Consider the following 25,842-nt stretch of genomic DNA (forward strand, 5'->3'; position numbering starts at 1 on the left):
AAAACAGAGAGGTCCCGCCATGCCCGACAGCCTGTCGACCCTCCTCTCCGTCCAGCCGCTGAACCCTGCCATCGGCGCGGTGCTGCGCGGCATCGATCTGGCGCAGCCGCTGGGCGACGCCACCATCGCCGCGATCAACCGCGCTTTGCTGCAGCACCATGTGCTGTTCTTCGAGGGCCAGGAGCTGAATCCGGCGGCGCAGCGCGACTTCGCCGCCCGCTTCGGCACGCTGCACGTCCATCCGGTCTATCCGCACGTCAAGGAGGTGCCGGAGATCATCATCCTCGACACCCATCCGGACAACCAGCCGGACAACGACAACTGGCACACCGACGTCACCTTCATCGAGACCCCGCCGCTGGGCGCGGTGCTGGCGGCGAAGCAGCTGCCGCCCTTCGGCGGCGACACCAGCTGGTCCAGCAGCACCGCCGCCTTCGAGGCGCTGTCGGCGCCCTGGCAGGCCTTCCTGACCGGGCTGACGGCGCTGCACGACTTCGCCAGATCCTTCCCGCCGGAGCGCTTCACCGCGCCGGAGGAGCGCGAGCGCTGGCAGATCGCGCGCGACAAGAACCCGCCGGTGATCCACCCGGTGGTGCGCACCCATCCGGTGACCGGCCGCAAGGGGCTGTTCGTCAACGAGGGCTTCACCACCCGCATCCTCGGCTTCTCGGCCAAGGAGAGCGACGCGGTGCTGCGCTTCCTGTTCGACCATGTGGCGAAGCCGGAATTCACCGTGCGCTGGCGCTGGAAAGCGGGCGACGTCGCCTTCTGGGACAACCGCTGCACCCAGCACTACGCCCTGGCCGACTACCTGCCGAACCGGCGGGTGATGCACCGGGCGACCATCCTGGGCGATAGACCAGTCTGACCCGGCCGGAGGACTATCCCTTCACCGCGCCCTTCGCCAGGCCGGCGACGATGTGGCGCTGGGCCAGCAGGAAGAACACGATCGCCGGCGCCAGCGTCAGGGTGACGAAGGCCAGGATCTTGTTCCATTCGGTGGAATACTCGCCCTGGTAGTTCATGATCCCGAGCGGCCAGGGATACATCTCGGGCGTGTTGAACATGATCAGCGGCAGCAGGTAGCTGTTCCAGCTGGCGACCAGGGAGAACACCGCCACCGTCGCCAGGATCGGCCGCGACAGCGGCAGAGTGATCCGCAGGTAGAACTGGAAATAGCCGCAGCCGTCGACCCGCGCCGCCTCCCACAGCTCGTGCGGCAGCTGGCGGAAGAAGCCGCGCAGCATCAGGATCGCCATGCCCAGGCCGAAGGCGACCTGCGGCAGCACCACGCCCCAATAGGTGTCGAGCAGGCCGAGGTCGCGGACCCGGATGAACAGCGGCAGCATCGCCGTCGCCGCCGGGAACATCAGCCCCAGCAGCAGGTAGTTCAGCAGCATGCGGCTGCCGAAGAACACCACATGGGCGAAGATGAAGGCCGCCATCGACCCGACGATCAGCACCAGCCCGACGGTCAGGCCGGCGATGACGGCGGAGTTGAACAGCATCCGCCACAGCCGCGCCGAGCCCAGGATCTCCCAATAGACCGGGCCGGCCCAGCTGGCCGGCAGGCCGAGCGGGTTGACCCGCAGCTCGCCCAGAGTCTTGAAGCCGCCCAGCCCAGCGGCGATCAGCGGCACCAGCACGATGCCGGCGACTGCGAGCAGCACCAGGTATTGCGGCAGGAGCGAGGGGCGGAGCGTGGGCGCAGCCATGGCCTTCCTAATCCCCGCGCATCAGGGTGCGGCGATAGACGATCGAAAAGGTGACGCAGATCAGGAACAGCACCACGCCGACGGCGCTGCCGAAGCCGATCTCCATCCGCATCTGGCCGAAGGTGTAGAGATAGGTCACCAGCGAATGGGTGGCGTTGGACGGGCCGCCCCGGGTCAGCGCCATCACCATGTCGAACAGCTGCAGCGCCCCGACCACCGAGAAGAACACCGACAGCCGGATCGTCGGCAGCAGCATCGGGATCTTGATCCGGCGGACGATCTGCCAGGGCGTGGCGCCGTCGATCCGGGCCGCGTCGATGATCTCGGACGGGATGCTCTGCAGCCCGGCGATGTAGATCATCATGTGGAAGCCGAAATATTTCCACACCACCAGCACCAGCACCGCCCCCATCGCCAGGGTGCGGTCGGCCAGGACGAAGGGCGCCTGGGCCCCGAACCAGCCCCAGATCAGCGCCACGGCGCCGTACTGGCCGTCATAGAGGAACTGCCAGATCAGCCCGGTCGCCACCTCGGCCAGGATGTAGGGCAGGAAGAACACCATGCGGAACGCCACCCGGCCGCGCAGCTTCTCGGCCAGGAGCAGCGCCATGGCCAGGGCCAGCGGCAGCTGGATCGCCAGCGACACCGCGATGATCAGCCCGGTGTTGGTCAGCGCCGACCAGAAGGTGCGGTTGCGCAGCAGCAGCTCGAAGTTGCGGAACCCGACGAAATCCTCCGGGCTGCCATAGCCGTTCCATTTGAACAGGCTGTAGAAGCCGGCCTCGCCCATCGGCAGGATCACGAAGATGGTGAACAGGGCGAGGGCCGGCACCAGCATCAGCACCACGGGCGCGACCTGCGTCCGCAGCGCCACGCGGCGGCGCCGGCGGATGGCGACGTGATCATGAGTGAGGGTCGCGGCCGTCATCGTGAGATCACCCCATGGGCCAGAGCCGCCCCCTCACCCTCCCGTTGCCAACGCAACGGGCCCCTCCCTCTCCCCGAGGAGAGGGTCACCTCTCCCCCGGGGAGAGGTCGAAATCGCATCGCGATTTCGGGTGAGGGGGATGGCACAGGCCTCTCCATCCCGCTCACCGCATCTCCCAGGCTTCCTGGACCTGGCCGGCGGCGTCCTTCGGGTCGGTGGCGCCGGAGGCGATGTCGGTGGCGACGTCGTTCACCACCCGGCCGACATTGGCGCCCAGCATCTGGTCGTAGAACACCTGGAAATAGCCGGACTTGGCGATGTTCTCGGCCATCTGCCGGAAATACGGGTTCTTCAGCTTCTCGGCCGTGCCCTTGTTCACCGGGATGTAGACGCCGAGCTCCGCCGCCTTCTCCTGGTTCTCCTTGTTGGTCAGGAACTTCAGGAAATCGACCGCCTCGGGCGGCGACCCCTTGGTCACCAGCCAGCCATTGACGCCGCCGAGCACGTCGGTGGGCTGGCCGGCGCCGCCCGCCACCGTCGGGAACGGGAACCAGCCGAGATCGGCGTCCGGGATGCCCTTGCCGGAGGCGCTGTTCTTCTTGCTGTTCAGATAGTCCCAGTTGCCCATCAGATGCATCGCCGCCTTGCCGTCGCCGAAATAGCCGGCGGCCTGCGGGTTGGTCAGGCCGAGATAGCCGGGCTCGAACGGGTCCAGCGCCGCCAGGGCCTTCAGATCCTCGCCGGCCTTGACGAAGACCGGCCCGTCGAAGCCGTCGCCGGACTGGTCATAGGCGGCCTGGAACGCGTCCTTCCCGCCGATCCGCATGGCCAGCAGCGTCCAGTAGAAATGGATCGGCCATTTGTCGGCGCCGCCGGTCGCCAGCGGCACGATGCCGGCGGCCTTGATCGTCTTCACCGCCGACAGCAGGTCGTCCCAGCTCTTGATGTCCTCGGCCTTGACCCCGGCCTTGGCCAGAAGCGGCTTGTTGAACCAGAAGCCGACCTGCGAGGCCAGCACCGGCACGCCCCAGACATGGCCGTCGACGGTGAAGGCGTCGAGCGCGGCCGGGCTGATCCGGTCGGCCCATTCGCCCTTCACCGCATCGCTCAGATCCTCGATCACCCCGGCCTTGATCTGGTCGCGCAGCACGCCGCCGCCCCAGCTGTAGATGATGTTCGGGCGGTCCGGCGATTGCAGCGTGGTCGGCAGCTTGGCCTTGTAGGCCTCGTTCTCCAGATACTGCATCTGGATGGCGACGCCGGGATGCGCCGCCTCATAGGCGCGGGCGACGCTTTCCATCCAGGCCACGGTGTCCGGCGTGTTCTCGATGTGCAGCCATTTGACCGTGGTGGCGGCCATGGCGACGCCGGACAGAAGGCCCGCGGCGGCGAAAGCCGCGAGGCCCGACAGCATCCTGTTCATGATTGTCTCCTCCCTGTTTCCGCCGCCGTCGCCGGCGGCGGATTGACTGGAACGACGGCTTATCCTTCGAGCCAGCGCACCTCCTCGGGCGTCAGCGCGATGTCGAGCGCCTGCAGCGAATCCTCCAGCTCCTCCAGCGTCAGCGGGCCGATCAGCGGCAGCACCGGGAAGTCCTGGTGCAGGCACCAGGCCAGGGCCACCTGGTTGGCGGACTTGCCCCGCCTGGCGCCGAGTTCGGCGGCGCGGTCGCGGCGGCGGAAATTGCCCTCGCCGTACCAGCAGCGCTCCAGCTCCGGATCCTGGTGCTTGTCGCGGGCGGCGCGGTCGGTGAAGAAGCCGCGGGCCTGGCTGGACCAAGCCAGCAGCGGCATGCGCCGCTGCCGCAGCCAGGCTTTCCACTCGGCATCGGCCGCGGCGATGCAGCCGGGCCAGACCGGCTGGATCATCTCCGCCAGGCTGAAATTGTTGCTGACCGTGGCCGGTGCCGCCTTGCCGTTGGCCTGGGCATAGGCGATCGCCTCATCCAGCCGCTCGCGCGTCCAGTTCGACCCGCCCCAGGAGCCGATGCGGCCGGCGCGGATCTCGGCATCCAGCACGTCGACGAACTCGCCGACCGGGATGTCCGGGTTGTCGCGGTGCATCAGGTAGAGGTCGAGCCGGCCGGTGTGCAGCCGGTCGAGCGATTCCGTCAGCTGGCGCGGGATCACGTCGGGGTAGCACAGCGGCGCATGCGCGCCCTTGCCGATCAGCACCACCTCGTCGCGCACGCCGCGGCTGGCCAGCCATTGGCCAAGCACCCGGTCGGAGCCGCCGGCGCGGTAGATCCAGGCGGTGTCGAAGGTGTTGCCGCCGCGCTCGAAGAAGCGGTCGAACAGCATCCCGGCCTGGCTGATATTCTCCACCCCGACCGCGCCGAGGGCGAGGGCCGAAGCCGGCCGGGCGGCACCGGGCAGGTCGATCCGGCGCATGGCGCCGGCCTTGAGCGGCCGGCCATCGACCGGACTGGTGCGCCGCGCCGGCGTCTCCAGCGCGTATTCCAGGCCGATGGCGGCGCGCCAGGCATCCATGGTCTTCAGGTTGCCGAGGCTGTCGGCCGGGGTCATGAAGGCCGCCTCGCGCTGCCCCGCCGCCACCGCGTCGCCGACAGCGTCGGCCTCGAAGCTGTAGAGCCAGCCGGCCTCATCGATCGCCACGGTCTCGGTCTTGCCGTCCGGGCGGGTGATGACGATGGCGCTGCTGCCGCCTTCCTTGCCGCTGCAGAACCAGGGCGAGGCGACCTCGATCCGGCCCTCGGTGCCGAAGATCCGCACCGTGTTGTCGAGGGACAATGTCACGCCAGTCGCCACCTGGGCGACGATGCCGCCCGGGAACTCCAGCACCGCCGCGGTCCATTCGTCGACGCCGCTGCGGCCGAGATGGCCGGCGCCGGTGACCTTGACCGGGTCGAGGAACGGCTTGCCCGAGGCGGCGCCGGCGACCAGCCGCGCGATCGACACCGGATAGCCGCCGACATCGAGGATGCCGCCGCCGGCCAGGTCGTTGGCGAACAGCCGGTGGTCGGGGTTGAATTTCGCCGCGAAGCCGAAGCTGGCCTGGATCATGCGGACCTCGCCGATGGCGCCGCCCGCCACCAGCTCCGCCAGCTTCCGGGTCTGCGGATGGGCGCGGTACATATAGGCCTCGGCCAGGAACACGCCGGCGCGCCGGGCCGCGTCGACCAGCGCCATGGCGTCATAGGCGTTGACCGCGACCGGCTTCTCGCACAGCACATGCTTGCCGGCCTCGGCGGCGCGGATGCCCCAATGCACATGGCCCGGATGCGGCGTGGCGATGTAGACGGCATCGACCTCGGGGTCGGCCAGCAGCGCCTCGTATCCGGCATGGATCCGGGCGCCGGGGAAGGCCTCGGCCAGCCCCGGCTTCGCCGCGTCGCGCGTGCCGATCGCCACCAGCCGCCCGGTGCGCGACCGGGCCACGCCGCCGGCGAAGTCCCGGGCGATCCGGCCCGGCCCGAGAATGCCCCAACGCAGCTTCGCTTCCGTACCCATGCCCATCTTTCCGTCTGTCGAGAGTGTCATCAGCCCTTCACCGCCCGCATGGTCAGGCCGGCGATGACGTGGCGTTGCGTCAGGACGGACATTGCCACCGGCGGGGTGTCCACGGCCACCGTCGCGGCGGAGATCAGATCGCTGTGGATGATGGAGCGCGGCAGATCCATGCGTCTTCTCCCTCGCCGTCGAATTTTTTCGTTTTACGAATTTATCAGACCGGCTAGGGTGGGTCCTGTCAAGTTCGAAAAATCGGATGAATGCCGAGAACTCGAAACAATATGGCCCGGCGGGTGGGATGGAAGCGCTGAATCGAGACCAGGCGAAGCCCTTCGCCCCCGGCCGCACCGGCATTCCCGGCATGGTGCGCCGCACCATAAAATTCGGATCATGACGGAATGAAAACCGCCGATCCGGAGCTGATGCGGGCGATCAACCGCTTCCACGTGCTGGATGTGGTGCGGCGCTACGGCCCGATCTCGCGGGTCGAGATCGTGCAGCGCACCGAGCTGGCGCCGGCCACCATCTCGGCCATCACCGGCGGGCTGATCGAGGAGAACCTGATCCTGGCCCGGGCGGTCGAGGGCGTCGGCACCGCGGCGCGCGGCCGGCCGCGGGTGATGCTGGAGCTGAACCGCGAGGCTGCCTATGTCTGCGGCGTCAAGCTGGCGCCGCACCAGATCAGCATCGCCGTCACCGACTACAAGGCGGACGTCGTGAAGACCCTGTCGCTGCCGATCCGCGTCGCCCGCCAGGCGCCGGAGGTGGTGGCCGACATCCTGGAGGACGGCATCCGCCGCTGCGTCGGCGACGCCGACCTCGGCCTCGACCGGCTGGGCGGCATCGGCATCGGCCTGCCCGGCTTCATCGACGGCCGCAACGGCCTGTGCGTCTGGACCCCGATCCTGGGCGCGCCGGACGTGCCGCTGGCGCAGATGGTGCGCGACCGGCTGGGCGTGCCGACCACGGTCGAGAACGACGTCCATCTGGTCACTTTGGCCGAGCACTGGTTCGGCCATGGCCGGGACAGCGACAGCTTCGCCGTGGTGGCGGTCGAGGATTCGGTCGGCCTCGGCCTGTTCCTGAACGGCGACGTGCATCGCGGCGCCGCCGGGATGGGGACGGAGTTCGGCCACACCAAATGCACCCTCGACGACGGGCTGCTTTGCCGCTGCGGCCAGCGCGGCTGCATCGATGCCTATGTCTCCGACCACGGCATCGTCACCCGCGCCCGCGCCCTCCTGGGCGCCGAGGCTGGGCCGATCACGCCGGACGACCCGCGCGCCATCGGCCGGCTGCGCGATATGGCGCGGGCGGGGCGGGGCGAGATCCGCGCCCTGTTCGCGGAGGCCGGCGCCATCCTGGGCTTCGCCGTCGGCAACCTGATCACGCTGAACAGCCCGCCCAAGGTGATCGTGGCCGGCAGCGCCATCCAGGCCCGCGACCTGATGGAGCCGGCCCTGCTGGCCGCCATCGACCGCGTCGTGCCGGTGCCGATCCGGCGCGGCACCGAGATCATCCTGCATGAATGGAGCGACGACGCCTGGGCCCGCGGTGCGGCCAGCCTGGTGCTGCGGCAGCTCTACGAAGCGCCCTGGAACGGCCAGGGCATGCCCCGGTAGCGGAGAGGACCATGAGCGACAGACCGGTCGGAATCGGCATCATCGGCTGCGGCTTTATCAGCGGCGCCTATCTGAAGGCGGCGCCGAACTTCCCGATCCTGCGGGTCAAGGCCTGCGCCGATCTGAGCCTGGAGGCGGCGCAGGCCAAGGCGGCCGAGTTCGGCATCGCGGCGCAGAGCATCGAGCAGCTGCTGGCCGACCCCGAGATCGAGATCGTGCTGAACCTGACCACGCCGCAGGCGCATGTGCCGGTCGGGCTGCAGGCGATCGCCGCCGGCAAGCATGTGCATGCGGAGAAGCCGCTGGCGGTCAGCGTCGCCGAGGGCCGCACCCTGCTGGAGGCGGCCAAGGCCAGGGGCGTGCGCGTCGGCAGCGCCCCCGACACCTTCCTCGGCGCCGGGCAGCAGACGGCGCGCGCCCTGATCGATGCCGGGCGGATCGGCCGGCCGGTCGCCGGCACCGCCTTCATGATGGTGCCGGGGCATGAGCGCTGGCACCCGAACCCGGATTTCTACTATGCCAAGGGCGGCGGCCCGCTGTTCGACATGGGCCCCTACTACCTGACCACGCTGGTCAACATGCTGGGGCCGGTGGCGCGGGTGACCGGGACGGTGTCCGCCGCCTACACCGAGCGCCGCATCGCCAGCGGCCCGCGCGCCGGCCAGGCCGTGCCGGTCGGCACCCCGACCCACATCACCGGCACGCTGGCCTTCGCCTCCGGCGCGGTGGTGACCATGGTGATGAGCTTCGACATCCCGGCCCACCGCCACGCGCCGATCGAGATCTATGGCGAGACGGCGTCGCTGAGCGTGCCCGACCCGAACACCTTCGGCGGCGAGGTGCTGGTCTCGGTCGACCGCACCGAGTGGAAGGCCGAGGCCACCGGCCATGCCTATGGCGACGGCAACTACCGGATCATCGGCGTGGCCGACCTGGCCCATGCCATCCGCACCGGCCGGCCGCACCGCGCCAATGCGGAGCTGGCCTTCCACGTGCTGGAGGTGATGGAGGCGGTGGAACGGTCCGGCCGCGAGGGCCGCACGGTCGAGATCGAGAGCCGCTGCGAGCGGCCGGAACCGATGCCGGTGGAGCCCGCCTTCGGCCGGGCCGCCTGAGACGCGAAAGGGAGATGGAAAGATGACGAGGCAGGCGCTGATCGTCTGGGGCGGCTGGAACGGCCACACCCCCAAGGAATGCGCGGATGAGGTCGCCGGGATGCTGCGCGGCGACGGCTTCGAGGTGTTCATCGAGGACACCACCGAGGCCTTCGCCGACCCGGCCCTGAAGGACATGCACCTGATCGTGCCGATCTACACCATGTCGACGATGGAGAAGGAGGAGGTCACCAACCTGACCGCCGCGGTCGAGAGCGGGGTCGGCCTCGCCGGCTTCCATGGCGGCATGTGCGACGCCTTCCGCAACGAGGTCGCCTATCAGTTCATGACCGGCGGCCAGTGGGTGGCCCATCCCGGCAACATCATCGACTACCGGGTGCGGGTGACCCGGCCGGACGACCCGGTGATGCAGGGGATCGGGGACTTCGCCTACCGGTCCGAGCAGTACTACATGCATGTCGACCCGAACAACGAAGTGCTGGCCGAGACCACCTTCACCGGCGAGCACGCGTCCTGGATCGCCGGCCACACCATGCCGGTGGTGTGGAAGCGCAAGCACGGCGCCGGCCGAGTGTTCTACAGCTCGCTCGGCCACCGGGTGGAGGAGTTCGAGAACCAGGCGATGAAGACCATCCTGCATCGCGGCCTGCTGTGGGCGGCGCGGGAGGGCTGAATGAGTCCCCCCTCCCGCAAGGCGAGGGGGGACTATAAAAGGTTGGGTCTCAGTTACTTTGAAAAGGCCCGCCAGGCGGGAGAGGCAACGCGAAAGGAACCCGGCCTTCCAGGATGCGTGGGATCGCCCTGAGACAACCCCGCGCTTGCGTCCGTCACGGCGGAGTCGGTAACACCAGGGGCTGGACCCATTATGACGCCGGACCAGCCCGCTTGCCCGACGCCCACCAGACCGAGATCCAGCAGCACGACCCCGGCGCGGCCCCGCCCGCCGGGGCGAAGCGCCGCCGGCGCTTCTCGGAGGTGCTGCAGGACCTGGCCGCGGAGGGCGGCGAGCGCATCGCCATTGCCGATATCCTGACCGCCTTCGGCGACCGGGCCTTCGGCGCGCTGATGCTGGTCTTCGCCGCACCCAACATCCTGCCGACGCCGCCCGGCACCTCCTCCGTCCTCGGCGCGCCGCTGCTGTTCATCACCTTCCAGCTGATGATCGGGCGCAAGGTGCTGTGGCTGCCGCGACTGATCACCCAGCGGTCGGTGGCGCGGGCGGACTTCGCCCGGCTGGTCGGGCGCATGGTGCCCTGGCTGGCCAAGGCCGAGCGGCTGCTGCGGCCGCGGCTGACGATCCTGATCGGCCCGGTGCAGGACCGCTTCATCGGCGCCGCCTGCCTGCTGCTGGCCGTCATCCTGTTCATGCCGATCCCGCTCGGCAACATCGTGCCGGCGCTGGCGATCTCGGCCTTCGCCATCGGCCTGGTCGAGCGCGACGGCATCGCCGTCTCGGCCGGCTGGGCGGTCAGCGCCGGCGCGCTGGCGATCCTCGCCGCCGTCTCCGCCGCCCTCTGGGCCGCCCTGCGCGCCTTCCTGGAGACGCTGTTCGGCGTCACGATCTGACGGTCGTCGCCTCCGCCAGGTCGGCGATCCGGGTGACGACGCGGACGCGCAGCTCGTCGCGCCGGCCGCGGATCGCCACCTGCTCGGCACGGAAGGCCGACAGGTCGGCGCCGGCCTGGTCGAGCAGGTCCTGCGAGACCACCAGCTCCGCCGCATATTCCTTGCACAGCCCTTCCAGCCGGCTGGCGGTGTTGACCGTGTCGCCGACCGCGGTCAGGCCCTTGACCCCGCCATAGCCCATCTCGCCGACGATCGCCGGGCCGGCATGCAGGCCGATGCCCATGCGCAGCGGCTCCTTGAGGTCCGAGGCCAGGGCCTCGTTCAGCTCGGCCAGCCGCGCCGCCATCCGCCGGGCGGCGTCGAGCGCCTGGCGGCTTGCGGCGGCGCGCCCGGCCTCGACCCCGAACAGCGCCATCACCCCGTCGCCGATGAACTTGTCGACCTGGCCGCCCGCCGCCTCGATCGCCTGGCCCATGGCGGCGAAATAGCGGTTCAGCAGGAACACCACGTCATAGGGCAGGCGGTGCTCCGACAGCCGCGTGAAGCCGCGCAGATCGGCGAACATGACCGCGACCTCGCGCTCCTGGCCGTGGCGGTGGCCGGGACCCTGGAAGCCGTCGCGCGCGGTCGCCGTCGGCGGCAAGAGCGGCGTCACCTCGAGGTCCATGACCGGGCGGATCTGGCAGGCCAGCCGCACCCCCTCGGGCGCGCCGATCCGCTGCAGCACCCGCGCCTCGTCGGCGGCCGGCGGCGGCAGGTGCTCGGCCCCCAGCCCGACCCGCACCCGGCAGGTCGAGCAGCGGCCGCGGCCGCCGCAGACCATGGCCTGCGGAATGCCGGCGGCACGGATGATCTCCAGCGCGGTGGCGCCGGGGATGATGTCGAGCACCTTGGTGTCGCGGTAGAACAGCTTGGGGCCGCTGCGACGGGCCCGCACGGCGCGCAGGGCCGGACCGGCGAAGGCGGCCAGGATCAGCGCCAGGATCGTGATCCGGGTCCACAGTGCCCCTTGGGCGGCGAAAGCCTGCGCCTCCGGCGTCAGCTTGACCGAACGGAACAGATCCTCGAGCCAGCCCGGCTGGGCCGCGAGCGCCCGGACCTGCAGCCCGGTCGAGACAAAGCCGGCCAGGCCGAGCGCCGGGATCAGCAGGGCGGCGGCGTAGAGATAGGGCAGCGCCTTCGGATACCAGGGCCTGAGCCGCAGCCAGTAATGCACGCCGATGCAGCCATGGCCCCAGGCGACCAGCACCACCACCGCCTGCTGCAGCGCGACCAGGCCGTTGCCGCTCCACATCACCGACAGGATGAGGCGATAGGGCGTGCCGACACCGAACCGCTCGAAAGCGACGACGGTGCCGAAGACGTGCGCCGCCAGCAGCAGGGGCACGGCGAGGCCGAGGCCGAGCTGTACCGCCTGCCAGGGCTTCAGCCGGAAGCTGTGGCGCCGCCAGATCGACACCAGCGCATTGGCGAGATGGATCGCGAAGGCGGCCGCGAGCACGGTCAGGCCGGGCTGCTTCTCCCACACCAGGATGAACAGCCCGAGCCCGCGCTCCATCGCATCGAGCGAAATGAGCCCGGCCGCATGGTTGACCAGATGGGTCGCCAGAAATGTGAGGAGAACCAGTCCGCTCGGCAGCCGCAGCTTTTGCAGCCATGTCCCGGTCCGGTTCCCCGGGAGTCCGGCGGCGCCAAGGCCGCTCAGTTCAGCGGACCGGTATAGACCCAGGTTTCCACCGTATCATGGGCGCGGAACGCCGGGATCTCGGGATGGTGGTAGACGAAGACGCGGATCGCCGCCTCGAGCGCCACCGACCGCGGCGCGCCGCGGGCCACCAGCTCGGTGTAGGCGCGGGTCACCGCCTGCTGGCAGCGGCAGTCCGACGAGCTGTCCGAAAAGGGCTGGTCGCCGAAGCCGCAGCCCTCAGGACTTCTTTTTCCGGCCATAGAGTTCCAGCCTGTGATCGACAAGTTCGAAGCCGAGCCGCTTGGCGATCTTCTCCTTCAGCACCTCCAGCTCCTGGTCCTTGAACTCGATGACCTCACCGGTTTCAAGATCGATCAGGTGGTGGTGATGCTCGAGATTGACCTCGAAGCGGGAATAGTTCTCGTTGAAGTCGTGCCGCTGGACCAGGTTCAGCTCGTCGAGCAGATGCAGGGTGCGGTATACGGTCGCGATGCTGATCGACGGATCGATCTCGCGGGCCCGGTGATAGACGGTCTCGACCGACGGATGGTCGAGAGACTCGGTCAGCACCTGCAGAATGACACGACGCTGATCGGTCATCTTCAGGCCGGCGGAGACACATCTCTCCTCGAGCGTCATGGCTCAAACCCTCTTTAAGCCGCGGAACCATTGGCGGAGTTAGAGAGATTACAGATCGAAGCGGCGCTTGGCACCCGAAAAGACGCCGCAGTGCAGCAGGAGCAACGGCCATGGCCGATCTCTTCGCAGTCGAGATGAGCATCCATGGCTGGATCGCGCTGGGTATCGCCGTGATCGGCATCATCGCCCTGAACCTCGGGCTGATGCACCTGGCCCGCAAGAAGCACGATTCCCACTACGACCCCGACGATGACGCCCCCTGAGCGGCGGCCGCGGCATCCTCCGGCCGGTCGAGGCTGCGGGTCAGCACCATCCGGTGCGGGAACGGGATGTCGATGCCCAGCTCGTCGAAGCGCCGCTTCATCCGGCGGTTGAACTCCCGCATCACGCCCCACTGCTTGGCCGGCGGCGTCTTGATCCGCGCCTTGATGGACACGGCGCTGTCGCCGAACTTGTCGAGGCCGATGATCTCGATCGGCGCCAGGATGGCCGGCGCCCAGGCGGGATCCAGCTGCAGCTCGCGGCCGAGGTCGCGCAGCACCTCGATCACGCGGTCGACATCCTGGTCGTAGCCGATGCCGACATTGAACACGGCGAAGGAGAAGTCCTTGGTCATGTTGACGATCGAGGTGACCGAGCTGAACGGCAGCGTGTGCACCGCCCCGGTCTCGTCGCGCAGCCGGATAGTGCGGATGGTGATGCTTTCGACCACGCCGCTGTCCGAGCCGAGCTGGACCACGTCGCCCACCGACAGCGTGTCCTCGAACAGGATGAAGACGCCGGTGATCACGTCCTTGACCAGGGTCTGGGCGCCGAAGCCGATGGCCAGGCCGACCACCCCGGCGCCGGCCAGGAGCGGCGCGATGTTCAGCCCGACCTCCGACAGCACCATCAGCGTCACCACGGTGATCAGCAGCACCAGGAAGGCGTTGCGCAAGAGCGGCAGCAGCGTGCGGGCGCGGGCGCTGCGCTGCACCAGGTTGCCCGAGGCGTCGTGCCGGTTCAGGTGGTACTCGATCAGCTGGCTGACCACCTCCCACGCCACCAGCGCCGTCACCACCACCAGCAGAATGGCGCCGCCGCTGGCCAGCACGGCGCGGCCGGTCTCGGTCTCCATCCAAGCGATGCCGCCGAGCTGCCAGACCTCGAGCAGCACCAGCACGCTGACCAGGAGGACGACCACCTTCAGCCCGGTGTCGAGCACCGGCAGATAGCGGTTGGCGCGGTGCTCCAGCCCGGGGAAGCGGGACTTCAGCTCCGGCCCGATCGAGAAGGCGCGGTGGATCAGCCGCGGCCCGTAGGCGGAGACCAGCCGCGCCAGCACCAGGACCAGCACGGTCTGCAGCGTGGCCCGCAGGACGAAGACGAAGCCGCCATTGATGCCGAGCGCCCAGATCGCGAAGGTGACGACGATATAGGCGATGGCCACGAGGTGCCAGACATCGGCCAGGCGCCGCCGGGCGGAGCCGACCGCGCGGGTCACGCCGGCCTCCTCGCCCTCCGCCGCCCGTCGATTGCGGCCGCGCAGCCAGTCGGCCACCGGCTGCCGGTTCTGCAGGACCAGAACCACCAGCATCGCCGCGACGGCGAGGCCGATCAGGTATTTCAGCGCGGTCAGGCTGCCGGCGGGCAGGCCCAGCACCACGGCGGTGGAGACTGCGAGATAGCCGAACACCAGCAGGTAGATCAGCCGCTTGGCCCAGACATAGAGATAGCCGGCGGTCTCGTCGCCGACGCGCAGCAGCCGCAGATGCGGATGCTCCGGCGTCAGCACCAGCCGGATCAGCATCAGGGCCACGCCGCTGATGATCGCGGCGTTGACCAGCGCCACCACGATGGTGCGGACGAACCAGGGCGGGTCCAGCACCACCGCCATGGCGTAGGCGCCGAGCACGAAGGCGATCAGCGGCAGGAAGTCGAGCACCGCCTGTGCCAGCAGCAGCGGGATCTTGCCCCAGAGCGTGGCCGGCGCCCGCCGGTCCAGCGCCGTGAAGGGCCGGCGCAGCATCCGCCGGACCAGCCAGCCGGCGGCGATGCCGGCGAGGACGACGCCGACGACGTTGAGGAACACCACCCCCCAGCGCTCCCGCGCCGCCGGGTCGGACAGCTGGTCCCGGCTCCAGGTCGCCAGCTCCGGCAGCCGCGCCAGGGTGGCGCCGATCTCGGCAACCGCGCCGGTGACGTCGCGCACCTTGTCCGAAACCACGACCAGGGCCTGGCTGCCGGCCGTCTCCAGCGCGCTGCGCTCCTCCTGCTGCTGCGCCCGGGTCTGCAGCAGCAGCTGCAGCCGGGCCACCAGCTCGGCCCGCGCCTTGTCGTCCTGTAGCGTGGCGATCAGCGCCTTGACCCGCTCGGGGTCGGCCGGCTGGTCGGCCGCGGCGGGCGGGGTCGATGTCCCCGGCACCTGGCCGGCGGCGAGGCCGGGGGCGAGCAGGACGAGAAGGAGGAGCAGCGGGCGGAGCAGGCGGATCATCGGCTCGGTCGGGCTGTGGACGGGCGGAGTTCCGGATCGGCGTCCCGGCGGCGTGTCGAGGCCGGTCCTATCCTTCCCCGCCCGGCCCTCTGGATCAACCCGTCCGTCGGGGCCATCTTTGGGACGTCCTCACGGTAAGCGGCAAGGGAAGGCGACGATGGCGGATGATCTCGGCTCGGTCCGGCCGAAGCTGGTCGAGAGCAAGAAGCGCTGGGCGCGCGAAGGCCGGCTGCTGACCGGCGCCACCGCGGATCCCGAGCGCGACCGGCTGCCGCCGGGCCAGCGCCTGGTGGAAAACTGGCCGGTGCTCGATCTCGGCGTGCAGCCGGAGATCCCGCTCGACAAATGGCGGCTGACCATCGACGGGCTGGTCGAGGCGCCGACGGTGTGGCGCTGGGCCGACATCCTGGCCCAGCCGGAATTCGAGGACGTGTCCGACATCCATTGCGTCACATCCTGGTCGCGCTTCGACAACCGCTGGCGCGGCGTCTCGGCCCGGCACCTGCTGTCGCTGGTGCGGCCGAAGCCGGAGGCCAGCCACGTCGTCTTCCACAGCTACGACACCTACACCACCAACGTCGCCCTCGACGCCTTCGCCGAGGCGGACGTGCTGCTGGCGACCCATCACGACGGCGAGCCGATCCCGGTCGAGCATGGCGGGCCGCTGCGCGTGATCATGCCGCGCTGGTACTTCTGGAAGAGCGCCAAATGGGTGAAGCGGATCGAGTTCGTCGCCGCCGACCGCCCGGGCTTCTGGGAGGAGCGCGGCTACCACAATGAGGGCGACCCCTGGCAGGAGCAGCGATACAGCTGAGCCCTATCGCGGCAGCAGGCTGCGCAGCGAGTCCGCGCCCGGGTTGCTCTTCCCGCCCTGGAAGATCACCCGGGCCGGGGTGCCGAAGCCGTAATAGGCGTCGTTCTTGCCCTGGTCCTCGCTGATCACCGTGCCGTCCAGCGTGCCGCCGGCGAACAGCCCCTTGTTCTGCGAGAAGGCGTACATGTCGGAATTGGTGTTCAGCCCGGTCGAGGCGCCGACGCCGGCGCCGAGGGTGAACAGCGACCCCGACAGGTCGGCTCCGACGGTGAAGCTGCTCTGCTCCACCGCCCGGAGGCCCTTGTCGGTCATGATCGTCAGCACCAGCTGCGAGACCTGGCCGCCGATCTGCAGCCCGACGGTGCCGCCGCCGACGCCGTAGAAGGCCGGGTAGCTCCAATTGCCGTCCGGCAGCCGCACCATCATCACCGCATTGCCGCCGCGGCCGCCGAGGATGAAGCCGCCGCGCAGCAGCTCCGGCGCGATCAGCACGGCCTTGGCGCCGCGGATGTAGCGCGGCAGCGCCGTCAGCTCCTGCGCGGACAAGAGCGCCTGCAGCGCGGCCCGGCTTTCGTCGACCAGCAGCTGCGCGTCGCTCGGCGTCGAGGTGGCCGAGCCGCAGCCGGCGAGCGTGCCCGACAGGGCCAGCCCGGCAGCCGACACGCCCGTCAGGCGCAGGAACTCACGGCGGTCGATCATGATCGGGCTCTCCTGAGATTCCACATGAAGAATCGTGGCATACCGCAGAACAATCAATACATCTTTTCAGTTCCAAATGTCAGATTCAGGGCGGTGACCCGCCAGCTTTCGGCGCCGGAGGACGACCGGATGCGGTCGATCCGGGTCAGCGACAGCGTGTCGACCGCGAGCCTGAGCGCGCGCTCGCCGTCCAGGTCCAGCGCCAACGCCGCCGCGGCCCGGATGGTGCCGGCATGGGCGACGGCGACGATGTCGCGGCCGGCATGGGCCTCGGACAGGGCCAGGATCGCCGGCCGCACCCGGCGCAGCACGGCGTCGAAGCTCTCGCCGCCGGGCGCGGCATGGGCGGAGGGGTGCGACCAGAACGGGTCGTGCTGCGGCAGCGCGCCATAGACCTCGCGGCTCGGCCGGCCCTGCCAGGCGCCGAAATCCTGCTCGACCAGCGCCGGCTCGATCGCCGGCGCGGCCGTCTCGTCCATCGCTTCCAGGAGCACCGCCGCGGTCTCGGCGGTGCGCCGCAGCGGCGTCTGCAGCCACACCGCGCCGCGTGGCAGCCGGGCGGCGAGGGAAGCGATCGCCGCCGCATCGCCGGTGTCGGCCGCGAGGTCGAGCCGGCCGTAGAGCAGCTTGTCCGGATTGAGCACCGGGGCGTGGCGGATCCACCACCAGCGGGTCGTGCTCATGCCGTCGCCGCGGCGCACAGCACCGCGACCTCCGCCAGCTGCTGGGCGGCGCCGAGCACGTCGCCGGTCTGGCCGCCGATGCGCCGCCGCGCCAGCCCGGCCAGCGCCCAGGCCGCGAGCGCCGCCAGCGCCAGCGCCGCCAGGCCGTGACGCAGCCCGAGCAGCAGCAGGGCGAAGCACAGGGCGAGGCCGGAGGCGGTGAACACGGCCTCCGGCGTTGGTCGGCCGGCGCCGGCGCCGAGCCCGTCGGGCCGGGCCGGGGGCAGCCAGGCCAGCAGCGCCGGGGCGGTGGCTCGCGACACCGCTCCCGCCGCGGCCAGCGCCGCGATTCCGGCCCAGGGCGAGAGGATCGCCGCCAGGGCCGCGGCGCGCAGCCCGACCGACAGCACCAGGGCCAGGGTGCCGTAGCTGCCGATGCGGCTGTCGCGCATGATCTCCAGCGCGCGCTCGCGGTCGCGGCCGGCGCCGAAGCCGTCGGCGACGTCGGCCAGCCCGTCCTCGTGCAGCGCCCCGGTCAGCAGCGCCTGCCCCGCCAGGGCCAGCAGCGCCGCCACCAGGGGCGGGGCGCCGAGCCACAGCGCCAGCGCCCAGACCAGCCCGGCGGTCGCGCCGATGCCGGCCCCGGCCAGCGGGAAGATCCGCATCGACCGGGCCAGCGCATCGGCCGGCGCATCCGCAGGCCAGCGGACGGGCAGCCGGGTCAAAAAGCAGGCGGCAACGCGCAGATCGCGCAGCAGGTCGTCCATGGCACCCGGTTAGCCGGTCCGGCCCGTCGCGGCAAGCCGATCAGATCAGCCGCTGGATCGCCCGCTTGCGCCAGACCAGCCGGTAATAGGCGATCTGGCCCAGCGCCATCACCGCGAAGGCGACCGGATAGGCGATCCAGATGCCGTCGATGCCGATCTGGCGGCTGAGCAGCCAGGCCACCGGCACCTCGACGCCGAGGATGGCGAAGAGCGAGATCGCCATCGGCGCCAGCACCGTGCCGCTGGCCCGCATCACCGCCGAGACCACGCCGGCGAGGCCGAAGACGATGTAGCTCCACAGCGTGATGTGCAGCAGGTCCTGCGCCAGCTCGATCACCGGCGGGCTGGTCAGGAACAGGCCCATCAGCGTGCGCGAGAACAGATAGGCGATCGCCACCAGCCCGCCGGTGACGGCGAGGTTGAGCAGGATGCCGGTGCGGGTGATGGCGCCGAGCCGGTCGGCATGCCCGGCGCCGATCGCCTGGGCGCCGAAGATCGAGGCGGTGATGGCGATCGAGATCGCCGGGAACTGGACGTAGCTGACCACCTGGTTGACCGCGCCATAGGCGGCGGTAGCGTCGGAGCCGAAGCCGTTGACGAAGGACAGCACGGCGACCTCGGCCAGCGACACCATCACCAGCTGCACGCCCGAGGGCAGGCCGATGCGCAGCACCGCCCGCAGGATCTTCGGATCGATCCAGAGATGGCGCAGCAGCGCAGCGTCCGGCGCCAGGGCATGGCCCCGGCGGCGCAGATGGATGGCCAGCCAGGCCAGGGCGGCGAGGAAGGAGACGATCGCGGCATAGGCGCCGCTGAGCACGCCGAGCTGCGGCAGCCCGGCCCAGCCGCGGATCAGCGCCGGGGTCAGCACCAGGCCGATCACGGTCTGCAGCGCCAGGGCCAAGAGCGGCGTCACGGTGTCGCCGGTGCCGCGCATCATCGAGCTCATCAGCAGGAAGACGAACAGGCCGGGCATGGCGATCAGCATGATCCGGGCATAGGCGGTGGAATCGGCCAGGATGTCGGCGGGCGTGCCGACCGCGGCCAGCAGCGACCGGGTGAAGGCGCCGCCGAACAGCGCGACCACCAGCCCGGCCAGGATGGTGACCGTCAGCGCCGTGCCGGCCACCGCCTTGACCTTGTCCGGGTCGCGCGCCCCCCAGGCCTGGCCGATCAGCACCGCGGCGCCGGCGCCGAGGCCGATGATGAACGAGATGAAGAAGAACAGGATCGGAAAGAAGGCCGAGACGGCCGCCAGCGCGCCGACCCCGATCATCTGGCCGAGATAGATGTTGTTGAGCGTGCCGGACAGCCCCTGCAGCACGTTGCTGAGCATCATCGGCCCGAGGAACAGCAGGAACGCCTTCCACAGCACCGGGGGCGCCGCGAAGGCCGAGGCGGCGCCGCGCTCGATCGCGTTCGACATGACGGTCCCCCTCAGGCCGAATGCGGCGCGTCGAAGGCGGCGGCGGCCAGGCGGCGGGCGTGGTCGCGGATGTCGTCCGGCCAGGCCTCGGTCAGGGCGGCGAAGCGGTCGCGGTCCGGCGCGAACAGGGCGCGCGCCGCCTCCTCGAAGCCGGGCCGGTCGCCGGCCATCGCCGCCATGAAGCGATAGGCCGCCTCCTGCGCCTGGCGCAGCCGGTCGCGCCCCTCGCCGGCGCGCCGCGCCTCCTCGACCAGGCGGCGCAAGGTCACCGAGGCGCCGCCGGGCTGGCCGGCCAGCCAATCCCAGTGCCGCGGCAGCAGCGTCACCTCGCGGGCGACGACGCCGAGCTTCGGCCGGCCCGGGCCGCGCGGCGCGTCGGGCTCGGCCGATGCCGGCAACCGGGCCAGCACCTCGGCCTCGCTGCCGCGCAGGTCGAGCTCGACCGGCCGGCTGGTCGCGTCGTCGAACACCAGGATCGCGTCGCCGCGATCGGCGGCGCGCTTGGCCGCCAGCGCCACCTCGGCCAGCGGGCCGGAGGCGATGCGGCGGGCACCCTGGAAGGCGGTGCAGGTGGAGTCGGTGGTCATGGGCGCCCTCCCCGGCGCGACGGATTTGACGCTTTATACCCGGGTGAAAATCCGCTGTCAATTTCACCCGGGCAAAAATATCCGATCCAATACTCAACCTGTCATTGCCGGGCTTGACCCGGCATCCAGGGCCGCCCTGAGCGGCTTCGACATCTCTGGATGCCCGGGTCAAGCCCGGGCAGGACAGTTGGGGAGGGTGCTGAAGCGGTCTTTCGCCAGTTGAGCGAGGCGGCAGGACGTATATAAATAGACGTTCATTTACCTGGCCTGCCGATGCCCCGCCCCCGCACCGTCCCGGACGAAGCCCTGCTCGACGGCGCCCTGGCGGTGATGCGCCGGGCCGGGCCAGAGGGCCTGACCTTCGCCGCGGTGGCGGCCGAGACCGGGCTGTCGGCGGCGACCCTGGTGCAGCGTTTCGGCGGCAAGGCGGCTCTGGTCCAGGCGGCGCTGCTGCGCGCCTGGGATCTTCTCGATGCCCGCACCGCCGCAGCCGATGCCGCGGCCCCGCCAACCCCGGCCGGGGCCGTCGATCTGCTGGTCGCCCTCTCCGGCGACTATGGGGACGACTATGCCGAGGGGCTGCTGGTGCTGCGCGAGGATCTGCGCGACCCGGTGCTGCGCCGCCGCGGCGCCGCCTGGGGCCGGGTGCTGGCCACGGCGCTGGGCCGGCGCCTGGCCGATTCCGCCGGCCCGCGCCCCGATCTCGGCCGGCTGATGGCGGCGCAATGGCAGGGCGCCGTGCTGTGGTGGGGCTTCGAGCGCGGCCGGTCGCTGCCGGAGGCGGTGGCGGCGGAGCTGGAGGCGTGGTGCCGGGCAATCGGAGCTCCGACAGGCTCCGGGCAGGCAGGATAGGCTCAGATTCCCCTCTCCTCGGGGAGAGGGAGGGGCCCGACGCCGAAGGCGGCGGGAGGGTGAGGGGGATTCGGTCGGTGCAGTTGAGCAGCCCGGCTTTACTCCAGCGCCCGTCAGAACCCGAACCGATCGTGGCTGCGCGGATCGTCGACCCTGCGCGACTCGTAGATGTCGCCCAGCCGGGCTGTCCGGCGCCAGGGCCGCGCCTTCTCCAGCGCGACGGCGAAGGCCGGCTCGCCGCGGTCGAGCGTGCCGAAGACGAGACCGGATTCGCCGTCCCGGCCGGCTTCGCCCAGCACCACGCCATTCGGCGCGATCAAGCTGCTCGGCAGCGGCTGGCTGCACTGTGCCGGAATCGCCAGCCCGATCCACAGGCAGGTGGAGGCGGCATGCGCCCTGGCGAGAACGCCGTAGATCGGATCGCGGGAGTAGGACGACACCAGCACGGCATCCGCGCCCAGCGTCTCGTACTCCGAGAAGACCTCGGGAAACACAGTCTCTATGCACAGGGCGCAGCCGAAGGTGAACCCGTCCACCGCAAAGGTCAGCGGCGCTTCGCCGGGCGCGAACCAGTCGCTGACCTCGGAGTGCGAGCAGCGCCGCTTGTCGTAGCGCCCGACCAGCGCGCCGGTGTCGGCGATGACGTAGAGGCTGTTGTGCGGCCGGTGCGGCGCGGTCAGCGGATGGGCGCTGCCGAGCACCACCCACAGGCCCAGGCTGCCGGCCAGGGCCGCCGTTTCCTCCAGCTCCTCGCGCAGCGCCGGCCAGTCGACCTCGTCCCAGGAGGCGATCTCGGATTTGCAATAGCCGGAGGCGGCGCCTTCCGGGAACTGGACCAACCGGGCCCCGCCCGCCGCGGCGCGGCGCACCAACCCGCGGATCTCCCGGCCATTGGCGCGGACGTCGCGGTCGATCCGGCTCTGGGCGATGGCGATGCGCAGCGCGCCGGCCATCAGCCGTCCTCGCCGTCGGTGACCCGGCTGGGCAAGAGCTCGCCTGAGCGCTCCAGCACCGGATAGGCCGCGGCCGCCACGATGTGGCCGTTGACCCGCTTCATGTCGCGCAGCAGGTCGAGATGCAGGGCGCTGGTCTCCGCCGTGTCGCGGCGGCCGGCGCGCAGCCGGTCGAAATGCGACTGGGTGGCGGCCGCCTCGAGGTCGCGGAAGGTCACCTTCTCGTCGACCAGCAGGCGGGCGGCGCGGCGGTCGTCGGTCATGAACAGCGAGGCGGCGGTGCGCAGGTTGGTGACGAGGCGGTCCATCATCGCCAGCAGCTCGGCCTCGCCCTCCTTCGAGAATTCGAGGCCGCGCTTGAGCCGCTTGGCGCAGTGCGGCAGCAGGTTGCCGTCGACCACGTCGCCCGCCTGCTCCATGTTCATGGCGAAGTTCAGGATCTCGCCCAGCCGGCGGTGGTCGGCGTCGCTGAGCGATTCGGGGTCGAGCGAGGTCAGATAGGTCTTGATCGCGGTGTTGAGGTGGTCGAGCACGTCGTCCATCCGCCGCGTCTCGGCGATCAGCTTGCGGTCGCCCTTGCGCAGCGCATCGCGGGCGCCGTGCAGCATCGTCTCCAGCACATCGGCCAGGCGCATCGCCTCGCGCGCGGCGCCGCCCAGGGCGACGATCGGCGTCTCCCGCGCCGCGGCGTCGAGATACAACGGCCGCGACGGGTCGGCCGGGTCGACCCGGCGCGGCAGCAGGCGCTGCAGCAGCTTCGAATAGGGCGTCAGCAGCGGCAGGAAGATGATCGCGAGCGCCAGGTTGAACAGGCTGTGGAAATCGGCCACGGCGCGGGCGTTGTCGGGCTCGACCGTCACCATCAGCGGCCCGATCCAGCGCAGCAGGGCCAGCGCCACGATCACCCCGAGCACCCGGTTGGCCAGGTTGCCGATCGGCAGCCGCTTGGCGGCCGGATCGTCGCTGGACACGCCTTCGATCACCGGGTTGATCGCGGTGCCGAGATTGGCCCCCAGCACCAGGGCGAAGGCGGCCTCCGGCGGCACCACGCCATTGGCGGCCAGCGACATCACCAGGAGCACCACGGCGACGCTGGAATGCACCGCCCAGGTGAAGATGGCGGCCAGCAGCACGTCGACCACCGGCTCGGTCGAGATCGCGCCGAGCAGCAGCCGCAGGCTGGGCGCGTCCTCATAGGGGGTCAGCAGCGTCAGCAGCTGATGCAGCGCCATCAGCATCAGGCCGAGCCCGATGAAGACGCGGCCGAGATCGTGCGTCTGGGTGGCGGAGTCACGCCGGAACAGCAGGAAGCCGATCAGGATCAGTACAGGGGCCGCGGCCGCCACGTCGAAGGACAGCACCTGCACGATCAGCGTGGTGCCGACATTGGCGCCCAGCATCACCGCCAGGGCCGGCACCAACTCGACCAGCCCGCCGGCGGCGAAGCCCGCCACCATCAACCCGGTGGCCGTGCTGCTCTGCAGCACCGCGGTGACGCCGATGCCGGCGAGGAAGGCACGGAACCGGTTCTTCAGCGCGCTGCCGAGGATCGAGCGCAGCTTCGGGCCGAAGGTGCGCTGGATCCCGGTCTGCACCATATGCGTGCCCCACAGCAGCAGGGCGATGTAGCCGGCCAGGTCGATCAGGGTGACGGGAAAGCTCATGCTCGGGCCTTGCTCCAACCGTGAAAGGCGGTCGCCTCCGCTCTTGTCTTCCCCTAGGCTTGGAATCCGGCCGGCGGGTGGTCGGAACGACGGGAATGCCGCGATCGTTCCCGAATTGCCCGGGCCGATCAAGGCCGGGCCGTGGCGGAGGATGGGGATGCCGGACAAGACCAAGGCCGTCCGGGTGCAACACGGCGCCCTGCCCTACCGGTTCGGGCCGGATGGCGCGCTCGAGATCCTGCTGGTCACCTCGCGCGGGACGCGGCGCTGGATCATCCCCAAGGGCTGGCCGATCAAGGGGCTGAAGCCGGCGAAATCGGCGGCGCGCGAGGCCTATGAGGAGGCCGGGGTGCGCGGCGCCATCGGGTCGAAGGCGATCGGCAGCTTCATCTACGACAAGGGGCTGGAGGACGGGGTGACCGTGCCTTGCGAGGTCGGCGTCTTCCCGCTGAAGGTCGAGCGGCAATACCGGAGCTGGCCCGAGCGGCACGAGCGCGAGACCCGGTGGTGCGGTCCGGAGGAGGCGCTGGACCTGCTGGACGATGCCGGGCTGCGCGACGTGGTCGCCGGGTTCGTGACGCGGCTGCAGGCGCGCAACGCGGCCGAGTGACGGGCGCCCGGCCCGGGTTTTGACGCCGCACCGCTTTGGTGGCAGGGTCCGCGCTTCCGCAACCGGACCCCTGCCATGGCCCAGACCCAGACGCCCCTGCCCGACACCCTCGACGAGATCCGCGCTTTGCTGCGCCACATGCCAGGCCCGGACCTCGAGGCCGGGACCGCGGTGCGAGAGCGCGACCGCCAGCTGACCAAGCCGCCCGGGTCGCTGGGCCGGCTGGAGGATCTGACGGAGTGGATGGCGGTGTGGCAGGGCAAGCACCCGCCGCAGCTGCGCCGGCCGCGGGTCGCGGTGTTCGCCGGCAACCATGGCGTCGCCGTGGCCCAGGGCGTCTCGGCCTTTCCGGTCGCGGTGACGGCGCAGATGGTCAAGAACTTCGTCGCCGGCGGCGCCGCGGTGAACCAACTGTGCCAGGCGGCCGACAGCGACCTGCGCGTCTATGAGCTGGACCTGGACCACCCGACCGCCGACTTCACCATCGCCCCGGCGATGACCGAGGCCGAATGCGTCCGCGCCATGGCCTACGGCATGATGGCGGTGGAGCCGGGCCTCGACCTGCTGTGCCTGGGTGAGATGGGGATCGGCAACACCACATCGGGCGCGGCGCTGGCGACGGCGCTGTTCGGCGGCGAGGCGGCCGACTGGGTCGGCCCCGGCACCGGCGTCGACGCCGCCGGGGTCCGGCACAAGGCCGAGGTGGTGGCCAAGGGCGTCGCCACCCACCGGGCCGCGCTGACCGATCCGCTCGAGGTGCTGCGCCATCTCGGCGGGCTGGAGCTGGCGGCGATCGCCGGCGCAGTGCTGGCGGCACGGATGGCGCGGATCCCGGTGCTGCTGGACGGCTACACCTGCACCGCCGCCGCCGCGGTGCTGTGGGCGATGGACCGGCACGCCCTCGATCACTGCCAGGTCGCCCATGTCTCGGCCGAGCCGGGGCATCGCCGGCTGCTCGACAAGCTCGGCCGCACGGCGCTGCTGGACCTCGGCATGCGGCTCGGCGAGGGCTCCGGCGCCGCCCTGGCGATCGGCCTGGTGCGTGGCGCCCTGGCCTGCCACGAGGGCATGGCGACCTTCGCCCAGGCCGGAGTCAGCGATAAGGACTGAGCCGTGAGCCCTCCGACCCCCAAGGACCCGGCCTTCCAAGCCCGCGTCCAGGCCAGCTTCGACAAGCAGGGGCTGATGCGCACGCTCGGCGCATCGATCCTGAGCATCGCGCCGGGGGCGGTCGAGATCGCGCTGGCGCCGAGCCCGGCGGTGTCGCAGCAGCACGGCTTCGTCCATGCCGGCGCGGTGTCGGCGATCGCGGACACCGCCGCCGGCTATGCCGCGCTCAGCCTGATGCCGCCCGGGGCCGGGGTGCTGACCACCGAGTTCAAGATCAACTTGCTAGCCCCCGCCATCGGCGAGCGCATCCTGGCCCGGGGACGCGTCGTCAAGGCCGGGCGCACCCTGACCCTGGCGCAGACCGAGGTCTTCGCCGAGGCCGACGGCAGGGAGCGGCTGGTGGCGCTGCTGACCGCCACGCTGATGGCGATCGAAGGCCGCGACGGGGTGGCGGATTAGATAACCCGGCGGTAAGGTGCCGG

28 protein-coding genes are annotated in these 25,842 nt (G+C 70.6%); 12 read left to right on the forward strand and 16 right to left on the reverse strand.

Annotated features, from left to right (window positions below):
• Nucleotides 1–19: 19 nt before the first annotated feature.
• Nucleotides 20–868, forward strand: coding sequence for a taurine dioxygenase (gene tauD, locus FFK22_RS11630; RefSeq protein ID WP_373683746.1), 849 nt, complete (start codon nucleotides 20–22; stop codon nucleotides 866–868).
• Between the two features lie 13 nt (nucleotides 869–881).
• Here tauD and FFK22_RS11635 read toward each other — a convergent pair whose 3' ends face one another.
• The 5 genes from FFK22_RS11635 to FFK22_RS42855 all read right to left on the reverse strand — a co-directional run bounded on the left by FFK22_RS11635 (nucleotide 882) and on the right by FFK22_RS42855 (nucleotide 6,284).
• Nucleotides 882–1,715, reverse strand: a complete 834-nt coding sequence (locus FFK22_RS11635; RefSeq protein ID WP_138887101.1) for a carbohydrate ABC transporter permease — start codon at nucleotides 1,713–1,715, stop codon at nucleotides 882–884.
• A 7-nt stretch (nucleotides 1,716–1,722) separates the two neighbouring features.
• Nucleotides 1,723–2,643 carry a carbohydrate ABC transporter permease gene (locus tag FFK22_RS11640; protein ID WP_138887100.1) on the reverse strand — a complete coding sequence of 307 codons (921 nt, stop codon included), beginning with the start codon at nucleotides 2,641–2,643 and terminating at the stop codon, nucleotides 1,723–1,725.
• A 163-nt stretch (nucleotides 2,644–2,806) separates the two neighbouring features.
• Nucleotides 2,807–4,066, reverse strand: a complete 1,260-nt coding sequence (locus FFK22_RS11645; RefSeq protein WP_138887099.1) for an ABC transporter substrate-binding protein — start codon at nucleotides 4,064–4,066, stop codon at nucleotides 2,807–2,809.
• Nucleotides 4,067–4,125: 59 nt separating this feature from the next.
• On the reverse strand, nucleotides 4,126–6,114 hold the full coding sequence (locus FFK22_RS11650) for an aldo/keto reductase (RefSeq protein ID WP_138887098.1): 1,989 nt from the start codon (nucleotides 6,112–6,114) through the stop codon (nucleotides 4,126–4,128).
• Between the two features lie 29 nt (nucleotides 6,115–6,143).
• Nucleotides 6,144–6,284, reverse strand: coding sequence for a hypothetical protein (locus FFK22_RS42855; RefSeq protein WP_186002423.1), 141 nt, complete (start codon nucleotides 6,282–6,284; stop codon nucleotides 6,144–6,146).
• An 86-nt stretch (nucleotides 6,285–6,370) separates the two neighbouring features.
• On the opposite strand from FFK22_RS42855, the gene FFK22_RS42860 reads away from it, so the two are divergent.
• From FFK22_RS42860 to FFK22_RS11670, 5 genes are all read left to right on the forward strand, one after another.
• A complete protein-coding gene (locus tag FFK22_RS42860) occupies nucleotides 6,371–6,508 on the forward strand; it encodes a hypothetical protein (protein WP_186002424.1) in 138 nt (45 codons plus the stop codon).
• A 4-nt stretch (nucleotides 6,509–6,512) separates the two neighbouring features.
• On the forward strand, nucleotides 6,513–7,736 hold the full coding sequence (locus FFK22_RS11655) for an ROK family protein (RefSeq protein WP_138887097.1): 1,224 nt from the start codon (nucleotides 6,513–6,515) through the stop codon (nucleotides 7,734–7,736).
• A gap of 11 nt (nucleotides 7,737–7,747) precedes the next feature.
• Nucleotides 7,748–8,851, forward strand: coding sequence for a Gfo/Idh/MocA family protein (locus FFK22_RS11660; RefSeq protein WP_138887096.1), 1,104 nt, complete (start codon nucleotides 7,748–7,750; stop codon nucleotides 8,849–8,851).
• Nucleotides 8,852–8,873: 22 nt separating this feature from the next.
• On the forward strand, nucleotides 8,874–9,524 hold the full coding sequence (locus FFK22_RS11665) for a ThuA domain-containing protein (RefSeq protein ID WP_138887095.1): 651 nt from the start codon (nucleotides 8,874–8,876) through the stop codon (nucleotides 9,522–9,524).
• Between the two features lie 212 nt (nucleotides 9,525–9,736).
• The gene (locus FFK22_RS11670) at nucleotides 9,737–10,417 is read left to right on the forward strand and encodes an exopolysaccharide biosynthesis protein (RefSeq protein ID WP_221938539.1); all 681 of its coding nucleotides are present in this window, start codon (nucleotides 9,737–9,739) and stop codon (nucleotides 10,415–10,417) included.
• Here the strand turns inward: FFK22_RS11670 and FFK22_RS11675 are convergent.
• The 3 genes from FFK22_RS11675 to FFK22_RS11685 form a co-directional block, all read right to left on the reverse strand.
• A complete protein-coding gene (locus FFK22_RS11675; protein WP_138887093.1) occupies nucleotides 10,407–11,975 on the reverse strand; it encodes an adenylate/guanylate cyclase domain-containing protein in 1,569 nt (522 codons plus the stop codon). The two genes, FFK22_RS11670 and FFK22_RS11675, sit on opposite strands and share 11 nt — an antisense overlap.
• Before the next feature lie 143 nt (nucleotides 11,976–12,118).
• Nucleotides 12,119–12,364: a hypothetical protein gene (locus FFK22_RS11680; protein WP_138887092.1), complete on the reverse strand. Its 246-nt coding sequence runs from the start codon at nucleotides 12,362–12,364 to the stop codon at nucleotides 12,119–12,121.
• Nucleotides 12,342–12,743: a Fur family transcriptional regulator gene (locus tag FFK22_RS11685; protein ID WP_138887091.1), complete on the reverse strand. Its 402-nt coding sequence runs from the start codon at nucleotides 12,741–12,743 to the stop codon at nucleotides 12,342–12,344. Before FFK22_RS11685 ends, FFK22_RS11680 begins: the two co-directional genes overlap by 23 nt.
• A 110-nt stretch (nucleotides 12,744–12,853) precedes the next feature.
• Between FFK22_RS11685 and FFK22_RS42865 the strand changes: the two genes are divergently transcribed.
• Nucleotides 12,854–13,006, forward strand: coding sequence for a hypothetical protein (locus FFK22_RS42865; protein WP_186002425.1), 153 nt, complete (start codon nucleotides 12,854–12,856; stop codon nucleotides 13,004–13,006).
• Here FFK22_RS42865 and FFK22_RS11690 read toward each other — a convergent pair.
• Nucleotides 12,979–15,216 carry a mechanosensitive ion channel domain-containing protein gene (locus tag FFK22_RS11690; RefSeq protein ID WP_138887090.1) on the reverse strand — a complete coding sequence of 746 codons (2,238 nt, stop codon included), beginning with the start codon at nucleotides 15,214–15,216 and terminating at the stop codon, nucleotides 12,979–12,981. The two genes, FFK22_RS42865 and FFK22_RS11690, sit on opposite strands and share 28 nt — an antisense overlap.
• Nucleotides 15,217–15,373: 157 nt before the next feature.
• Between FFK22_RS11690 and FFK22_RS11700 the strand changes: the two genes are divergently transcribed.
• Nucleotides 15,374–16,030, forward strand: coding sequence for a sulfite oxidase-like oxidoreductase (locus FFK22_RS11700; protein ID WP_138887088.1), 657 nt, complete (start codon nucleotides 15,374–15,376; stop codon nucleotides 16,028–16,030).
• A 3-nt stretch (nucleotides 16,031–16,033) separates the two neighbouring features.
• On the opposite strand, the gene FFK22_RS11705 is transcribed toward FFK22_RS11700, so the two are convergent.
• From FFK22_RS11705 to FFK22_RS11725, 5 genes are read right to left on the reverse strand one after another with little or no spacing between them, the layout of a single operon-like run.
• On the reverse strand, nucleotides 16,034–16,729 hold the full coding sequence (locus FFK22_RS11705) for a lipid-binding SYLF domain-containing protein (protein ID WP_138887087.1): 696 nt from the start codon (nucleotides 16,727–16,729) through the stop codon (nucleotides 16,034–16,036).
• Between the two features lie 53 nt (nucleotides 16,730–16,782).
• On the reverse strand, nucleotides 16,783–17,412 hold the full coding sequence (locus tag FFK22_RS11710) for a histidine phosphatase family protein (protein WP_138887086.1): 630 nt from the start codon (nucleotides 17,410–17,412) through the stop codon (nucleotides 16,783–16,785).
• The gene (gene cobS, locus FFK22_RS11715; protein ID WP_138887085.1) at nucleotides 17,409–18,158 is read right to left on the reverse strand and encodes an adenosylcobinamide-GDP ribazoletransferase; all 750 of its coding nucleotides are present in this window, start codon (nucleotides 18,156–18,158) and stop codon (nucleotides 17,409–17,411) included. The genes FFK22_RS11710 and cobS overlap by 4 nt, the downstream gene beginning before the upstream one ends.
• A gap of 40 nt (nucleotides 18,159–18,198) precedes the next feature.
• Nucleotides 18,199–19,584: an MATE family efflux transporter gene (locus tag FFK22_RS11720; protein WP_221938540.1), complete on the reverse strand. Its 1,386-nt coding sequence runs from the start codon at nucleotides 19,582–19,584 to the stop codon at nucleotides 18,199–18,201.
• Nucleotides 19,585–19,595: 11 nt separating this feature from the next.
• Nucleotides 19,596–20,171: a DUF2239 family protein gene (locus FFK22_RS11725; RefSeq protein WP_138887084.1), complete on the reverse strand. Its 576-nt coding sequence runs from the start codon at nucleotides 20,169–20,171 to the stop codon at nucleotides 19,596–19,598.
• Between the two features lie 273 nt (nucleotides 20,172–20,444).
• Between FFK22_RS11725 and FFK22_RS11730 the strand changes: the two genes are divergently transcribed.
• The gene (locus FFK22_RS11730) at nucleotides 20,445–21,023 is read left to right on the forward strand and encodes a helix-turn-helix domain-containing protein (protein WP_138887083.1); all 579 of its coding nucleotides are present in this window, start codon (nucleotides 20,445–20,447) and stop codon (nucleotides 21,021–21,023) included.
• A 113-nt stretch (nucleotides 21,024–21,136) separates the two neighbouring features.
• On the opposite strand, the gene FFK22_RS11735 is transcribed toward FFK22_RS11730, so the two are convergent.
• Both FFK22_RS11735 and FFK22_RS11740 read right to left on the reverse strand, forming a co-directional pair.
• Nucleotides 21,137–21,976 carry a carbon-nitrogen hydrolase family protein gene (locus tag FFK22_RS11735; RefSeq protein WP_138887082.1) on the reverse strand — a complete coding sequence of 280 codons (840 nt, stop codon included), beginning with the start codon at nucleotides 21,974–21,976 and terminating at the stop codon, nucleotides 21,137–21,139.
• Nucleotides 21,976–23,640, reverse strand: a complete 1,665-nt coding sequence (locus FFK22_RS11740) for a Na/Pi cotransporter family protein (protein WP_138887081.1) — start codon at nucleotides 23,638–23,640, stop codon at nucleotides 21,976–21,978. Before FFK22_RS11740 ends, FFK22_RS11735 begins: the two co-directional genes overlap by 1 nt.
• Nucleotides 23,641–23,797: 157 nt before the next feature.
• Between FFK22_RS11740 and FFK22_RS11745 the strand changes: the two genes are divergently transcribed.
• The 3 genes from FFK22_RS11745 to FFK22_RS11755 all read left to right on the forward strand — a co-directional run bounded on the left by FFK22_RS11745 (nucleotide 23,798) and on the right by FFK22_RS11755 (nucleotide 25,819).
• On the forward strand, nucleotides 23,798–24,250 hold the full coding sequence (locus tag FFK22_RS11745; RefSeq protein WP_221938541.1) for an NUDIX hydrolase: 453 nt from the start codon (nucleotides 23,798–23,800) through the stop codon (nucleotides 24,248–24,250).
• Between the two features lie 75 nt (nucleotides 24,251–24,325).
• Complete coding sequence (gene cobT / locus FFK22_RS11750) at nucleotides 24,326–25,360, forward strand: nicotinate-nucleotide--dimethylbenzimidazole phosphoribosyltransferase (protein ID WP_138887079.1); 1,035 nt, start codon at nucleotides 24,326–24,328, stop codon at nucleotides 25,358–25,360.
• Nucleotides 25,361–25,363: 3 nt separating this feature from the next.
• Entirely contained in the window at nucleotides 25,364–25,819 is a 456-nt protein-coding gene (locus FFK22_RS11755) for a PaaI family thioesterase (protein WP_306770099.1), read from the forward strand.
• Nucleotides 25,820–25,842: the final 23 nt, after the last annotated feature.

It is taken from the genome of Mycobacterium sp. KBS0706 (genome assembly GCF_005938675.2).
Lineage (GTDB): Bacteria > Pseudomonadota > Alphaproteobacteria > DSM-16000 > Inquilinaceae > Inquilinus.